At 50.2% G+C, this 14,527-nt stretch carries 13 protein-coding genes; 8 read left to right on the plus strand and 5 right to left on the minus strand.

Annotation, left to right across the window (positions count from 1 at the left end):
- From atpD to glmS, 4 genes are all read left to right on the plus strand, one after another.
- Positions 1–1,165 (plus strand): F0F1 ATP synthase subunit beta (gene atpD, locus ACPXV9_RS14845; RefSeq protein WP_423898659.1); only part of this gene is annotated, 1,165 nt, incomplete at its 5' end.
- A 113-nt stretch (positions 1,166–1,278) separates the two neighbouring features.
- Positions 1,279–1,701 (plus strand): F0F1 ATP synthase subunit epsilon, encoded by a 423-nt coding sequence (locus ACPXV9_RS14850; protein WP_423898662.1) that lies wholly within the window; start codon positions 1,279–1,281, stop codon positions 1,699–1,701.
- A gap of 85 nt (positions 1,702–1,786) precedes the next feature.
- Positions 1,787–3,145: a bifunctional UDP-N-acetylglucosamine diphosphorylase/glucosamine-1-phosphate N-acetyltransferase GlmU gene (gene glmU, locus ACPXV9_RS14855; RefSeq protein WP_423898664.1), complete on the plus strand. Its 1,359-nt coding sequence runs from the start codon at positions 1,787–1,789 to the stop codon at positions 3,143–3,145.
- 20 nt (positions 3,146–3,165) lie between these two features.
- Entirely contained in the window at positions 3,166–4,989 is a 1,824-nt protein-coding gene (gene glmS / locus ACPXV9_RS14860) for a glutamine--fructose-6-phosphate transaminase (isomerizing) (protein WP_423898666.1), read from the plus strand.
- A gap of 621 nt (positions 4,990–5,610) precedes the next feature.
- On the opposite strand, the gene ACPXV9_RS14865 is transcribed toward glmS, so the two are convergent.
- Entirely contained in the window at positions 5,611–6,387 is a 777-nt protein-coding gene (locus ACPXV9_RS14865; RefSeq protein WP_423898668.1) for a hypothetical protein, read from the minus strand.
- Positions 6,388–6,592: 205 nt separating this feature from the next.
- Between ACPXV9_RS14865 and ACPXV9_RS14870 the strand changes: the two genes are divergently transcribed.
- From ACPXV9_RS14870 to ACPXV9_RS14880, 3 genes are read left to right on the plus strand one after another with little or no spacing between them, the layout of a single operon-like run.
- Positions 6,593–6,970: a response regulator gene (locus ACPXV9_RS14870; RefSeq protein WP_423898671.1), complete on the plus strand. Its 378-nt coding sequence runs from the start codon at positions 6,593–6,595 to the stop codon at positions 6,968–6,970.
- Positions 6,971–6,987: 17 nt separating this feature from the next.
- Entirely contained in the window at positions 6,988–8,304 is a 1,317-nt protein-coding gene (locus ACPXV9_RS14875) for an AAA-like domain-containing protein (RefSeq protein WP_423898674.1), read from the plus strand.
- A 14-nt stretch (positions 8,305–8,318) separates the two neighbouring features.
- On the plus strand, positions 8,319–11,117 hold the full coding sequence (locus ACPXV9_RS14880) for an AAA-like domain-containing protein (RefSeq protein ID WP_423898677.1): 2,799 nt from the start codon (positions 8,319–8,321) through the stop codon (positions 11,115–11,117).
- Between the two features lie 27 nt (positions 11,118–11,144).
- Here the strand turns inward: ACPXV9_RS14880 and ACPXV9_RS14885 are convergent, their stop codons facing one another.
- From ACPXV9_RS14885 to ACPXV9_RS14900, 4 genes are all read right to left on the minus strand, one after another.
- Positions 11,145–11,468 (minus strand): hypothetical protein, encoded by a 324-nt coding sequence (locus ACPXV9_RS14885; RefSeq protein ID WP_423898680.1) that lies wholly within the window; start codon positions 11,466–11,468, stop codon positions 11,145–11,147.
- 66 nt (positions 11,469–11,534) lie between these two features.
- On the minus strand, positions 11,535–12,602 hold the full coding sequence (locus ACPXV9_RS14890) for an AI-2E family transporter (RefSeq protein WP_423898683.1): 1,068 nt from the start codon (positions 12,600–12,602) through the stop codon (positions 11,535–11,537).
- A gap of 23 nt (positions 12,603–12,625) precedes the next feature.
- Entirely contained in the window at positions 12,626–13,111 is a 486-nt protein-coding gene (locus ACPXV9_RS14895) for a phage holin family protein (protein ID WP_423898686.1), read from the minus strand.
- A gap of 56 nt (positions 13,112–13,167) precedes the next feature.
- Positions 13,168–13,545, minus strand: a complete 378-nt coding sequence (locus tag ACPXV9_RS14900) for a hypothetical protein (RefSeq protein WP_423898688.1) — start codon at positions 13,543–13,545, stop codon at positions 13,168–13,170.
- A 316-nt stretch (positions 13,546–13,861) separates the two neighbouring features.
- Here ACPXV9_RS14900 and ACPXV9_RS14905 point away from each other — a divergent pair, with 316 nt between their 5' ends.
- Positions 13,862–14,485 (plus strand): HdeD family acid-resistance protein, encoded by a 624-nt coding sequence (locus tag ACPXV9_RS14905; protein ID WP_423898690.1) that lies wholly within the window; start codon positions 13,862–13,864, stop codon positions 14,483–14,485.
- The last annotated feature ends 42 nt before the right edge of the window (positions 14,486–14,527 follow it).

Below are 14,527 nucleotides of genomic sequence, written 5' to 3' on the forward strand. Positions count from 1 at the left end.
TGGTACCGAGACCTTGGGTCGTATTATGGATGTATTGGGCAATCCTATTGATGAAAAAGGCCCAATCGGTGAGAAAGAGCGCGCCTCTATCCACCGCGAAGCCCCAGCCTATGATGAGCTGGCTGCTTCTGAAGAACTGCTGGAAACCGGCATCAAGGTAATTGATCTGGTTTGTCCTTTCGCCAAGGGTGGTAAAGTTGGTCTGTTCGGTGGTGCGGGTGTAGGTAAAACCGTAAACATGATGGAGCTGATCAACAACATCGCAACTGAGCACAGTGGTCTGTCTGTATTTGCTGGTGTAGGTGAGCGTACTCGTGAGGGTAACGACTTCTACTACGAGATGCAGGAAGCCGGCGTTGTAAACGTTGACAAGTTCGACGAGTCAAAAGTAGCGATGGTTTACGGCCAGATGAATGAGCCCCCAGGAAACCGTCTGCGTGTTGCTCTGACTGGTCTGACCATGGCAGAAAAGTTCCGTGACGAAGGTAAAGACGTACTGTTGTTCGTTGATAACATCTACCGTTACACCCTGGCGGGTACCGAAGTATCTGCACTGTTGGGTCGTATGCCTTCTGCGGTAGGTTACCAGCCTACTCTGGCAGAAGAGATGGGTGTACTGCAGGAGCGTATTACTTCCACTAAGACTGGTTCTATTACCTCTATCCAGGCGGTATACGTACCTGCGGATGACTTGACTGACCCATCCCCGGCGACCACCTTTGCTCACTTGGACTCCACCGTTGTACTGAGCCGTGATATTGCTGCTAAGGGTATCTACCCGGCAATTGATCCTCTGGACTCCACTTCTCGTCAGCTGGACCCTCTGATCATCGGTGAAGAGCACTACAGCGTAGCCCGTGGCGTACAGTCTGTACTGCAGCGCTATAAAGAGCTGAAAGACATCATTGCGATTCTGGGTATGGACGAGCTGTCTGAAGAAGACAAGCTGACTGTATCCCGTGCTCGTAAGATTGAGCGCTTCCTGTCTCAGCCTTTCCACGTGGCAGAAGTATTCACCGGTGCACCTGGTAAGTACGTGTCTCTGAAAGATACCATCAGCAGCTTTAAAGCCATGTTGGCTGGCGAGTACGATGATATGCCAGAGCAGGCGTTCTACATGGTTGGTGGTATTGAAGAGGCTGTTGAGAAAGCCAAGAGCATGTAAGCTCGGCTTTTAATCTCAGTTTTATCGCTAGCTAATAGCCTGGGGCTAGGTTTTAGACTCTCAGTTTTAAAATCAGGCCCCTAGGTGAAAAAGCACAAAAAGAGGCGAAAAAAATGGCTATGACTGTCCACTGTGACATCGTTAGCGCAGAAGAAGAAATCTTCTCCGGATTGGTGGAGATGGTTGTTGCCGCAGGCAGCGAGGGTGATGTAGGTGTTGCCTACGGTCACGCCCCTCTGTTGACCGGTCTGCAGCCTGGACCGATCCGCGTTATCAAGCAAGATGGCGAAGAAGAGGTCTACTACGTATCCGGCGGTTATCTGGAGGTTCAGCCCTACCACGTAACTGTACTGGCGGATACCGCACTGCGTGCAGGCGATATGGATGAAGCTGCAGCACTTGAAGCCAAGAAAGAAGCTGAACACGCCCTGGCCAATCAAACCGGTGAGTTTGATTACTCCAGAGCCGCTACTCAGCTGGCTGAAGCCGCTGCACAGTTGCGAACTATTCAGGCTATCCGCAAGAAATTGGGTTAAGTTTGAGTCGTTTGTAACGATCCGAAAAAGGGTAGCCCTAGGCTACCCTTTTCCATTTCTGGCTTTTATAAAATGAGTTAAACCAATGTTGGATATTGTTGTATTGGCAGCGGGCAAAGGCACCCGCATGAAATCGGCCCTTCCCAAAGTACTGCACCCTGTTGGTGGCAAGCCGATGTTGGGGCATGTACTGGATACGGCTCGTACATTAAACGCCGATTACCTCAATGTGGTAATTGGTCACGGTGCCGAGCTGGTAGAACAGCAATATCAGAATGACGATGTGCGCTTTGTATTACAGGCAGAGCAATTGGGCACCGGTCACGCCGTGCAACAGGCACAACAGCATCTGCGCAATGATGCATTGAATTTGATTCTCTATGGTGATGTACCGCTTATTAAAATCGAAACCCTGCAATCTCTGATTGATGGTATCGACAGCGACAGCATGGGCTTGCTGACCGTAGAGCTGGCCAACCCAACGGGCTATGGTCGGATTATTCGCGATGGTGCTAATCAGGTAACCGCCATTGTTGAAGAGAAGGATGCCTCCCCTGAGCAAAAAGCCATTACCGAAGGCAATACTGGTGTTATGGCGATCTGGGGTAAGGATCTTAACCGCTGGTTGCCACAATTAAGTGACAACAACGCCCAAAAAGAATATTACCTGACGGATGTTATCGCCCTGGCTCAAGCTGAAGGCAAGCGTATCAACACCCAAGTGGTACTCGAAGAGGAAGAGGTGCTGGGTGTTAATGACCGGCGTCAACAGGCACAATTGGAGCGCTACTACCAACAGCGCCAGGCCGATATGGCCATGCAGGATGGTGCCACCCTACTCGATCCATCCCGCTTTGATTGCCGTGGTGAATTGACCCTGGGGCAAGACGTTATTATCGATGTTAATTGTGTGATCGAAGGCAAGGTTAGCTTGGGTGATGGTGTTAGAATTGGCCCCAATTGTCAGCTGATCAATACCAGCATTGCGGCCGGTACTGTGGTGAAAGCCAATACCGTTTGTGAAGACGCAGTGATTGGTGAGGCCTGTGACATTGGACCTTATGCCCGTGTTCGCCCCGGTACAGTTTTGTCGAAGGGAGCCAAGCTGGGTAACTTTGTTGAAACCAAAAAAGCCATTATTGGCGAAGGTAGTAAGGTTAATCATCTCACCTATATTGGTGATTCAGAAATTGGTGACGGTGTTAATGTTGGCGCTGGTACCATTACCTGTAATTACGATGGTGTTAACAAATCCAAAACAACAATAAAGAACGGCGCGTTTATCGGCTCCAACAGCAGTTTGGTGGCACCGGTAACCATCGGTGAGAATGCCACAGTTGCTGCGGGCGCTACCATAACGACCGATGTAGAAGATGGTGCACTGGCAGTGGCCCGAGCCAAACAACGCAGTATCAAAAGCTGGAAACGGCCGACCAAGAAGTAACTCAGGAATTACAAAGATCTATGTGTGGAATTGTAGGAGCTACGGCTCAGAGAAACGTTGCTGGAATATTGATTGAAGGCCTTAAGCGCCTTGAGTATCGCGGCTATGATTCTGCCGGTCTGGCCATTTTGGAAGATGGTCAGTTGAAAGTGCGCAAAGCCTTGGGCAAGGTTCAGAGCCTGCAAGATAAGGTGGATGACGATCCAGTAAAGGGAACCCTGGGAATCGCCCATACTCGTTGGGCAACCCACGGAAAACCCAGTGAAATAAACGCTCATCCGCACTGCTCGGATCATATTGCCGTGGTTCATAACGGCATTATTGAAAATCACGAAGAACTGCGTACTCAGTTGAAAGCTCAGGGTTATGAGTTTGTCTCCGAAACCGACACCGAAGTGGTTGCCCATCTGGTCCATAGCCTCTATGAAAAAACCGGGTCGTTGCAACAATCGGTAGCCGAAGCCATTCAGGCCTTTGATGGCGCTTACGCACTGGGCGTTTGCTCGACCAGAGAAGTTGGAAAAATTGTTGCTGCCCGAAGTGGTAGTCCACTGGTCATCGGTGTGGGAATGGAGGAAAACTTTATTGCCTCCGACACCCTCGCTCTGCGTCAGGTCACAGATCGCTTTATCTATCTGGATGAAGGCGATATGGCGGAAATCACCTGTACTGATATTGCCATCACAAACAACGGTGAGGCGGTTGAGAGAGACATTGATCAATTAACCGATGCCCAAGAATCCGCCGAGAAAGGCGAATACAAGCACTATATGCTCAAGGAAATCCATGAGCAGGCACAGGTATTTAAAAACACCTTGCAAGGCCGCATTGGCAAAACCAAGTTGTTGGAAGAAGCCTTTGGTGCCAATGCCAAAGACATCTTCGATCGCATCGAGCACATTCAGATTGTTGCCTGTGGTACCAGTTATCATGCGGGTATGGTGTCGCGTTACTGGTTTGAAGATTGGGCCGGCGTGCCCTGTTCTGTCGAGGTGGCCAGTGAATTCCGCTACCGCAAAACCGTAGCGCCGAAAAATACGCTGCTGGTGACCATTTCTCAGTCCGGTGAAACAGCCGATACTTTGGCAGCGTTGCGCGACAGCCGTAAAGAAGGTTATCTGGCATCCCTGACCGTGTGTAATGTTGCCAACAGTTCACTGGTGCGCGAATCCGATCTGAGTCTGATGACATTGGCCGGTCCGGAAATTGGCGTTGCATCTACTAAGGCCTTCACTACCCAGCTGATTGCCTTGCAACTGCTGGTGATTGCCATCGGTCGCCGCCATCAGTTGAGCGAGAGTAAAGAAGCACAATTGGTTGGCGCGTTGCACCATTTACCAGAAGTGTGTGAAGAAGTACTGGCACTGGATAAGGACATTGAAGCGATGAGTGAGGCTTTTGCAGAAAAGCATCATTCTCTGTTTTTGGGGCGCGGTGTGGAATACCCGGTAGCACTGGAAGGTGCACTGAAGCTCAAAGAGATTTCCTATATTCATGCCGAAGCCTATCCCGCTGGTGAGTTAAAACATGGACCTCTGGCACTGGTGGACAGCGATATGCCGGTAGTAGCCGTTGCGCCCAATAACGACCTGCTGGAAAAATTGAAATCCAATCTGGAGGAAGTTCAGGCCCGTGGCGGTAAGCTGTTTGTGTTTGCGGATAAAAACTCCGGTTTTGAAAGCGACGACAACGCCACCATCATGAATATTCCCCATGTACCGGTCAGCATTGCACCAATCATTTATACCCTGCCCTTGCAGTTACTGTCCTATTATGTGGCGGTATTGAAAGGTACGGATGTAGATCAGCCCCGCAATTTGGCCAAATCTGTCACTGTAGAATAGGGCTCGAAAGGCACAAACCCGGATACACACAACACATACCTGAAGAGGGATTACGAGCAAAATTACACCCAACGTTGAGAAATGAAGTTTGGTTCAGCGCCAACACTGATTGAAACCTTGGAGGTGTATTATGCATATCGAGTCAAAATCCGAAAAACTGTACGATAACCTGATGGTATTGGGCTGTATTGGTATTTTGCTGGTGGGTATGTTGATCGTAGCCAACCCCTGGTAAGTCGCCATGCAACGCCACTGAAGAGGCCAATCATCTTTGAATGATTGGCCTTTTTTGTGTTCGATGACTAATTGTCCTCGGTACATAAGTTTGTATGGGTGGCTGTAACTGACCACAGCGGAATAACCGCAATCATTCAACGGCATTATTGCTAAAACCATCGTTTATTTGGTGCTCTTGCTCACCGCCCTTTCAGCAGGCCGATATTAGAACAATCCATAACGGAAAGACTCCCCACTTTTTATGCGGTTACTATGATCAGGCATGATAGGCAAGGTGCTGAAACTCTTTTGTTTCTGGGGCACAAAAAAAGCTGCCTGTAACCTCTCTTAAGAGGTTAAGGCAGCAAGGGGGAGGATACTTGCCGGAGAAGCAGTGACTGTTCTCTAGAGTTGGTAGTTAAACTCCAGACGGTGGTCACCATCACCGTAGTCCACAACCTCATTCCAGTTGGCGAAATAACGCATATTGAAGCGAGGGGTAAATTGATAAGAGATGGCAAATTCATGGGCCAGAATATTACTGTCACCTGCGTAGTGACCGTCTTCGTAATCATTGCTACCAGCCAGAGTGGAGAGCCACACCGGGTTGTAGTTGATCCAGATGTTGTCGGTTACTGTAAATTTGCCGTAAAAGCCCAGCACGCCAAAGGCGCCGGGAATCTCAAAGCCATCGTCACTGTCGTTGGCAGCGCTGACCCCGAGACCTGCCAGAGGGTACAGTTGCATCGGGCCCCACTTGGGTAGCGCCTGAATCAGGCTGTAGGAAACGTCGCCTGTTTCACCATCGATATTGATATTGGCATCGATCTGACTGCCACGGCCATTGGTCATATCCACTTTAAAATTACGAAAGCGGAAACTGTCGATAGAATCATCGACATGGCCATAAAGGGGTTCATCACTGCCGCGGAAGCCCAGGGATTCCCCAAAAACACCCTTGAGCTCGATAATATTCATGCCCATGGTAGTGTCACTGCCGGTGTCGTAGGTCTGGCCGATTTTGATGTTGAGCCCCTTGTCGGTAATCCCAAAACCAGCCTGGGTGTATACCGCCAGAGGATCGGACATGTCCTGTACCTCGTCCTCCGCTCGGGTGATATCGGTCAGCGAATAGGCCGCAAAACCCAGAGCAACCGTGGCAATCTTTTTAATGGAATTCATGATCAACAGATCCGCTTTGTTAAATGTTGAGTACACTTTAAGAGCAGATCCGTGGAAATAATGTGTGCAACGGTAATAATAAAGTGTGTTTAAGCGATATCAGGTCACTTACCATGGCCGGCTTAAATCGTTAAATTGAATGTTTGTGTCGTTAAAAGCCAAATGATTTAATAACCGGCAATAGCAACGCAGGAACCGTTAATTGATGAATCAAAGATCCGAAAAAGTAGTGTTGGTGGTAGACGATGAACCGGACAATATTCATCTGATTAATGGCCTGTTATCGGGCAGCTATCGTATCAAGGCCGCTACCAGTGGCGCTAAATGTCTGAATATTTGTGCCTCGGCAACCCTGCCCGATGCCATTATTCTGGATATGATGATGCCGGAAATGGATGGTATAGCGGTCATTAAAGAGTTAAAGAAAAGCCCGCCACAATCACAGATCCCGATAATTATGGTCAGCGCCTCAACTCGAGAAGAAGACAGGCAACAGTGTCTGGATGCCGGCGCCAGCGACTATCTGAAAAAACCGGTTAATGCCGAACAGTTAACTCAACTGTTGGAGTCATTGATCCAGTAACCAACAAGGAATTAAGGATGAATCACCAGGAAGCCAAAGATTTATTGCAGACGGTCTTAGCGTCTGATGAACTCAGCTTGATCAAGGTCGAAGTTTTCAGGCTTTCCTGGCAGGGTAAGGGTTATAACATCATTTCCGATGAAACCGGTTACGATCACGATTACATCCGCAAAGCCGGTTCGCAACTGTGGAAATCCCTCAGCGATTCTCTCGGTCAGAGTGTTACCAAGCGCAATTTTCGCCCGCTACTGGAAGAGCGCCTGGTCGAGGCCTCTTCTCAGCGCAAGACCGTATTGGAATACCCCGGTGCCGCTTTGTCTTTCAGCTCACCCTTCTATATTGAGCGCTCTGCTGAAGAGGCCCGTGCCTACGCCGAGCTGAATAACCCGGGCTGTGTACTGCGCATCAAAGGGCCCAAGAAAATGGGCAAAAGCTCCCTGATGTTGCGGGTACTGGATCAGGCCGAAACCGATGGCTATCATCGAGTCAGCGTCGATTTACAGCAAGCCGATCGCAACATTCTGACGGATCTGGATTTACTGCTGAAATGGCTCTGTCTGCAAATCAGCGCGCAGTTGGGCATCAAGGCGGAACTGGACGACTATTGGAACCCACTGATTGGGAGCAAACTCAGTTGCACCAACTATTTGCAACAGGCCATCCTCGCAGATCTGGATGCCCCTGTGGTGTTGGTGATCAATGAGCTTAATCGCATCTTTGATTTTGAAGAGGTCAGTCAGGATTTTCTGCCGCTGCTGCGCTCCTGGTTTGAAGAGGCCAAACACAATCAGGACATGCAAAAACTGAGACAGGTTCTGGTGTATTCCACCGAGGTGTATGTCCAGCTCGATCTCAACCTGTCGCCCTTTAATATCGGTCTGGCCATTGAGTTATCGCCTTTCAGTCAGGAGCAGGTGGCCCAGTTGGGTAAAGCCTATGGTCTCAACTGGCACGCCGATGGCACCTTGCACAATCCTGTGAGTATTTTGCATACCGCTGTGAATGGCCATCCCTATCTGATCCAGCTGGTGCTCTACACACTGGCCAGCAAAGAGGGGTTGATTGAAAGCCCTCGTGAAGAGATTGAGAATATTCTCAGTATGTCCAGCAAACCCGGCGGTCTGTTTCACGATTTCCTGACTCAGTTGCTCAGTGATCTGAGTGCCAATGCCAATGCCATGTCAGGCTTCAAAAAATTACACGGCGATGGCGATCAGAAATTATTGCCGATAGAGAGCTACCAGCTGGAGCGCTTGGGTCTGGCCAGAATTAAGGACGGCAAGACCCTCCCGGTCAATCATTTGGCCTCTAACTTTCTGCTCGACGCCATTTAACTCAGGGCCCGGTCATGCCAACGTATCAGGTGGGTGGCAGTGTCGCTGAGGAACAGGGCTTCTATATTGAACGTGAGGCCGACACAGAGCTATTCGATGCCCTGTTAAATCGAGAAGTTTGCTACGTATTTAACTCCCGCCAAATGGGCAAATCCTCGTTGCTGCTGCACACCAAAAAAGCCCTGAGTGAGCGGGGTTACCACTGTGCGTTTATCGATTTGAGCCGCATTGGCAGTGTCCAGATTAATCAGGAGCAATGGTACGCCGGCGTCATCAGTGAAATATGGCGGGGATTGGCACTGGGGGCCACCAACGCCATGCTGCAATGGTGGAATCAACAGGGTGAAATCAGTCCGGCGGCGCGGTTTGCCAACTTTCTGGATCATATCAGCAACCTTGATCCCGATTGCCAATACGCGCTGTTTTTTGATGAGGTAGACAGCGTTCTCAGCTTGCCCTTTGCCGCCGATGACTTCTTTGCCGTAATTCGCGCCTGCTACAACAAGCGGGCAGAAAAACCCCAGTTGGAAAACATCCAATTTGCTTTTTTTGGGGTGGCTCTGCCTCAGGATCTGGTGTCTGACAATACCCGCTCGCCGTTCAATATAGGCCGCGCCATTGAGCTGACCGGATTTGAGCTGGAACAGGCCGCCCCGCTGGCGGACAATTTTAACGTCAGTCAGCTGGATAATAACCGGTTGCTGCAGGAGGTACTGCACTGGAGCGGTGGACAGCCCTTCCTCACTCAGAAAATCTGTCAGTTGATCAGTGATAACCCGGACAACGATGAAGCCAGAGATGAAGCGCTATGGTTAACCGAGCTGATTCAAACCAAAATTCTGCTGAACTGGAGCAGTCAGGATAACCCGGAACACCTGCGCACCATTCGTGATCGTCTCCTCAACGACCCTCGCTACGCCACCTTCAATCTCGATACCTATGCCCGTTTGCTCGATAGTCCGGATCGCCAATTTGTGGTGGATGATGCGGATTACTCACGCCTGCGCCTGTCGGGTCTGATCAATATCCATCACGACGTGCTGTCCCTGCGTGCCGAGTTATACAGCCATGTGTTTGATCGCGAGTGGTTGACCAAGGCGACCGGCTCGCTCAGACCCTATGCCGATGACCTGCAGCGCTGGCGCAAGGATCACGATGAAGCCGCCCTGCTCTCTGGTGAGGCACTAAGCCAGGCCTGGCAGTGGGCTGCCGATAAACAGTTGCCAGACGATGACTACCGTTTTTTGTCCGCCAGTGACGCCCGGGAAAAGCAGCAGATAGAGGACTGGAACAGCCAGCTCTTCACTGAAATTCAACGGCGTAAGGCGACTGAGCAGGAGTTGCGCGATACCATGGATCTGCTCCAGCAGGCCAAGGCCGAAGCAGAAAATGCCAATCGTGAGAAGTCGGATTTTGTCAGCCGTCTGAGCCACGATGTGCGTACCCCCATCAGTCACCTGATTGGCTTGTCCGAACTGGCCATTGAGAAAAACGAAGACGTCGGTTTGCATGGGTATCTGCAGCGCCTCCTGAGTTCGAGTCATTACCTGCTGGATATCATTGGTGATATCAGCAACATCAATCAGGTGGATACGCCACGCTTTATCGAACGCGATACCAATTTCTTTCCCGAAACCCTGATTGATACTTTTTTTGAAATCATTGCCGACAGGGCCAGCGCCAACCAGATCCGGCTGGCCTACAGCAGTGACCCCCAGTACTACCCCAAATGCCGGGGTGACCGTTCACACCTGCAACAGTTGCTGTTGAATCTGGGGGTTGCCCTGATTAAAGCACGCAATAATGCCTGTCTGACCTTGTCCTGTCGCCAGATTCACAGCGATGATGACAAGTTGCGCATTGAGGTTAATCTGGCGTTGAGTACCCCGGAGTCATCCATTGATGAAGACAAGCTGCCGTTGACCCTCGATGAAAAGAAAATCCAGTACTGCCAGCAACTGGCGGATTATCTGGACGCTGAGTTGGCAATCGATTACCAGCACCACTGCTGTACGGTTCATTTCAGTTTGGAGGTTGTCGAGAATCAACCTCTGAAAACCCTCGATTATTCGGTCATAGTACCGCGCAAGACCTGGACTCCAGAGCTAGTCAAAACCCTGAAACTGTTGGGCTGCAAACCCATCGTCTGCGCCGCAGACGATTGCCTTCAGGGAAAGATCGATACATCGCGGATGGATATTATGCTGATCGATGCCAATGACTTGATCCCGCAATCAGACTGGTCCAGAACCGTGCCCCATTTTAGTGGCCGTATTGTGCCGATTTTCACCGACAGTGAGGTCAGCAACAGCAAAAAGATGACCAGCATGTTGGCCACACCGGTTGTTTTGCCCTGCACCCCCCGTTATTTGTCAGAGATACTAGCCCTTAATTTATCTTCCCGGGATAAGCTGCAGGGCCAGTCGCCGGCGATTGAGCAGAAAATTCTGGTGGTTGAAGACGACGATATCCTTCAGGAAATCATCGGTGAGCAACTGCGTCATTTGCAGATCGATTTTGATGTGGCCAATAACGGTGAGGAAGGCCTGAATCTGGCGAAAGGCAACAGCTATCAATGCATTTTGATGGACATTGAAATGCCGGTGATGGATGGCATGACCGCCTTTGAAGCGTTGCGCCAACATGAGCAACAGCTGGGTACTGCCGAGACCCCGGTGTTTGCCATGACGGCCCACGCCATGATTGAAGACCAACAGCGTTTTTCACAGGCAGGATTTACAGGGCTGATCAACAAACCTTTCAATAAGGCAACCCTTGAGGCGTCTCTGGCGCCCTTTGTGCGACTGAAATAAACCGGAGTAAAAAACAAGCAACCTGCGTTAGAAAGACAGAGTCTGAATCTGTTGTTGATTCGCTGTCGCTGGTTGATGGTCGCTACTGGCCAATGGCAAATGGGTTTTAATTGCCTTGGCATCGTTGCTCTGTTCAACATAGATCAGACCGGTGGTTTTCAGGTTGTCGATCAATTTGAGTGTGGCCGAGTCGATCGTCTCAGCATCCACTTTTATCAGATAGTAACCCTTGCTGCTCGTGCTGTTGAGCTGAATGGTATCCATGCCCCAGCAGCTGGTAACAAAAGTAAAACAGATGGCGACTTTGACTAAATATTTGGCGCTGGTGCTGATCCAGTAGCTCGATTTCATGATCCCTACACTCCCCTTCAGATGATGCACTCAGTGTGATCAAATTCCTCAATGGGGTATGTGGTATCAAAGGGATTCATTGTGTGTCGGCTTGGTTTCTGCCTGAGCCAGTTCCCCGTCTTCCGACATAAGAATTGATATCCAGCGCATTTCCGGCACATGGGAGAGCACGATCGAGGTGGCCACCATCATGGGAACGGCCAGAAACATGCCCGGGATTCCCCAGATCATGCCCCAGAAGCTCAGGGATAATAGAATCGCCAATGGGCTCAGGTTGAGGGATTTACCCATATAAGCGGGTTCAAACACGTTGCCCACCACGAACTGGATCAGCCCCAGTGAGAGCACCACCAATGCGAACGACCAGAAATCATCGAACTGCACCAGTGCCAGCAGGCTGGGAAAAATAACCCCAAGAAACGAACCGATATTGGGAATAAAATTCAGCATAAAGGCCAGAATGGCCCAGAGTTCCGGGAAGTCCACGCCAAAGTACAACAGCATCAGATAGCTGAGAAACCCGGTTAAGGCGCTTACAACACTCTTGAGCCAGATATAGCGTTTGATCTGGAATGAACTGTCACTGAGGATCTGCCGGGTTACCGAAAACACCGGTGACACCGCAGCCAGTTTGGCCAGCTTTTTGGCACCACTGGATTGTTCCAACAGCATAAAACTGACGTAGATGATAATCAGGATTGAGCTGGCAATCAGGCTGCCGGTTGAGTTGGCCACCGACGACAGCATGCTGGAAACATCCATGGAGCTGGCAGCGGAGTTTACCCAGTGCTCGACATCCACACCGGTGTATTCAGAGACGCTGGCTATGCGTTGCTGCATCTTTTCTTCATAGGTGGGCAGCGAGTCCACAATCAGGGTGGCCTGACTTTCAAAAATGGCATAAAAAGCCATCAACACCGCGGTGATGGTGATGATCGAAATAATGGGAATGGCAAACCCGGGCAATTTCTGTCCCAGAATGGTGACGTGCATCAGCCGGTTGCGCAGCGCGTCGACCAATAGCCACATCAGGGTGGCGAGCACCAGTGGAATCAACAGCTGTTTGGCAAAAATCAGTACCAGGGCGGTAAAGCCCAGTACCAGACAAAATGCGGTGGCTTTGTAGATATTCATAGCGCCCTATCCGGATGATCTGATCAGTGGTCTTTTTTGGTCGGTTTGTTGACCATTTCCACCACGGTTTTAACCAGCGGGATCAGGGCAGTCACGCCGCCTTCGGTAAAGGCTTTGAAATCCTTGCCCCACTGATCAATGCGCTCAATGTTGTCCTGCATGGTGTGGAGTTTGTCATCAAAGTCTTGCTGCAGATCGTTGAGCAGAGCGTCGCGTATTCTCAGGGCTGCCTTGTCCGGGTCGTCTATAGGCTTGGGAATCATACAGGCCACCGGAATGCACAACAGCACGGCGTTAATGCCGGCAATGATCCAGGCGTTTTTGGCGTACTCATCCAGATCGGACAGGCTCAAACCAATGGCCACATTGATGGCAAACAGGGTGATGCCGGCCAGAGCAATGGCAATACCCAGAAAAATTACGGATTTCTTTTGCTGTTTAATTTCGGTTTTTACGAAGCACTTCTCTATTTCGTAGAGCATCTTCGCTTTTTCGATGTTGTTGTCCATGAGTCCTCTCCCCGGTTAGACCAGCCTCTCCTTAAGCCTAGGAGAGGCTTTGTAATTTATGAAGCACGCTTTTCTGGCAGTGACTCCACCGCGTCGGCAATGCTGTGCAGAGCATCCACGGATTTATTCTTGATGGCGTCCAGATCTATATCCTGCTCATCGGCCAGATTGTAAACATAGTCGATGGCTTCTTTTTCTGCGTCAGTGATGTCTTTGCGTAACGACTTCAGGTTGTTGTTGACCTTGTGAATAGCGGGATCCAGATCTTCCTTTTCAACCAGTTTGTTGAGCGCCTGCTCAAACAGGCTCTGGGTCTTTTCCAGTTGCTTCAGGGCGTCCTGTTGCTCGGCAAACTTGGCATCCAGCTGCTTGATGGTGGTTTCCATTTGATCCACTTTTTGTTCGAACTCTTTATCGATGATTGAAATTTTCATGTGGTTTTCCTCGGTTTAAGTCGGTCGCTGTGCGTAATTGATGGATCCAGTATGGGTTCGGTTCGAATAAAGTGATGTGTACAACAGCGGCCGCAATGTGTGCCATGCAAGGCACAGTGAGGGACAACAAATAAGGGTTAGAAAGAGAAAGATTTACATCATGGGCAAATGGGTCACAGCAGCACCGGTGGCAAGACACAAACCCGCCAGTAAGCGACACATACAAAAAACCGGGGAAAACCCAAACTGTCTCCAAGCGTCGGGAAAGCATTCAACCGCGCCCTTGACTGATTACATATATATTTGGAGAAACACTATGAACATTGAATCTGTACCTTTTCGTGTACCCTCGCGGCTGATGGTCGCCGGTGGTATGGGACTGATGATCGCCGGCATGCTGGCTTTGGCGGCCCCATTTATTTCCGGCGTCGCCGCCTCTGGTCTGGTTGCCATCCTGGTGGTTTCTGCCGGATGCACCATGGCTGCCTTTTCATTCAAAGACAAATTTTGGGGAGCCGGCCTGGCCAAACTGATTCTGGGTGTACTGACCATCGTTATTGGCGTGGCCATGTTTATGATGCCCGTGGTTAACCTGATGGCACTGACTGCTCTGGCGATTGCCTACTTTATTGCCGACGGCTGCATTTCAATCTATGTCACCATTGACGAGTATCGTCACAAGTATGGTAGCTGGGGTTGGTCACTGTTCAGTTCCATTGTGACTCTGGCCTTGGCCGGTATCCTGATGTATCAATTCCCGGCTTCCAGCTTCTACGCCATTGGTACCCTGTTTGGTGTGCGTCTGGTGATGGGCGGTATTTCTACTGTGATTGCGGGAGTCGCCGGTGATCAGATCGTTGATAGCGCCGAAGAGGTTATCCAGGAAGAGCTGGATAAAATAGAGAAAGACGAGGTTGAGGTTCAACCCAAGGCCGCCTGAAGCGGCTGGAAAACCAAAGTATAAAGGCCTTCCTTCGAAGGC

Source organism: Candidatus Pelagadaptatus aseana, from assembly GCF_040362265.1.
Taxonomy (GTDB): domain Bacteria; phylum Pseudomonadota; class Gammaproteobacteria; order Pseudomonadales; family Cellvibrionaceae; genus Pelagadaptatus; species Pelagadaptatus aseana.

Excerpts from the sequence above, each read along its gene's own strand:
- ACPXV9_RS14850 (WP_423898662.1), top strand. The coding sequence starts at position 1,279 with ATGGCTATGACTGTCCACTGTGACATCGTTAGCGCAGAAGAAGAAATC.
- ACPXV9_RS14905 (WP_423898690.1), top strand. The coding sequence starts at position 13,862 with ATGAACATTGAATCTGTACCTTTTCGTGTACCCTCGCGGCTGATGGTC.
- ACPXV9_RS14900 (WP_423898688.1), bottom strand. The coding sequence starts at position 13,545 with ATGAAAATTTCAATCATCGATAAAGAGTTCGAACAAAAAGTGGATCAA.
- glmU (WP_423898664.1), top strand. The coding sequence starts at position 1,787 with ATGTTGGATATTGTTGTATTGGCAGCGGGCAAAGGCACCCGCATGAAA.
- ACPXV9_RS14885 (WP_423898680.1), bottom strand. The coding sequence starts at position 11,468 with ATGAAATCGAGCTACTGGATCAGCACCAGCGCCAAATATTTAGTCAAA.
- ACPXV9_RS14880 (WP_423898677.1), top strand. The coding sequence starts at position 8,319 with ATGCCAACGTATCAGGTGGGTGGCAGTGTCGCTGAGGAACAGGGCTTC.
- glmS (WP_423898666.1), top strand. The coding sequence starts at position 3,166 with ATGTGTGGAATTGTAGGAGCTACGGCTCAGAGAAACGTTGCTGGAATA.
- ACPXV9_RS14875 (WP_423898674.1), top strand. The coding sequence starts at position 6,988 with ATGAATCACCAGGAAGCCAAAGATTTATTGCAGACGGTCTTAGCGTCT.
- ACPXV9_RS14870 (WP_423898671.1), top strand. The coding sequence starts at position 6,593 with ATGAATCAAAGATCCGAAAAAGTAGTGTTGGTGGTAGACGATGAACCG.
- ACPXV9_RS14865 (WP_423898668.1), bottom strand. The coding sequence starts at position 6,387 with ATGAATTCCATTAAAAAGATTGCCACGGTTGCTCTGGGTTTTGCGGCC.
- ACPXV9_RS14890 (WP_423898683.1), bottom strand. The coding sequence starts at position 12,602 with ATGAATATCTACAAAGCCACCGCATTTTGTCTGGTACTGGGCTTTACC.
- ACPXV9_RS14895 (WP_423898686.1), bottom strand. The coding sequence starts at position 13,111 with ATGGACAACAACATCGAAAAAGCGAAGATGCTCTACGAAATAGAGAAG.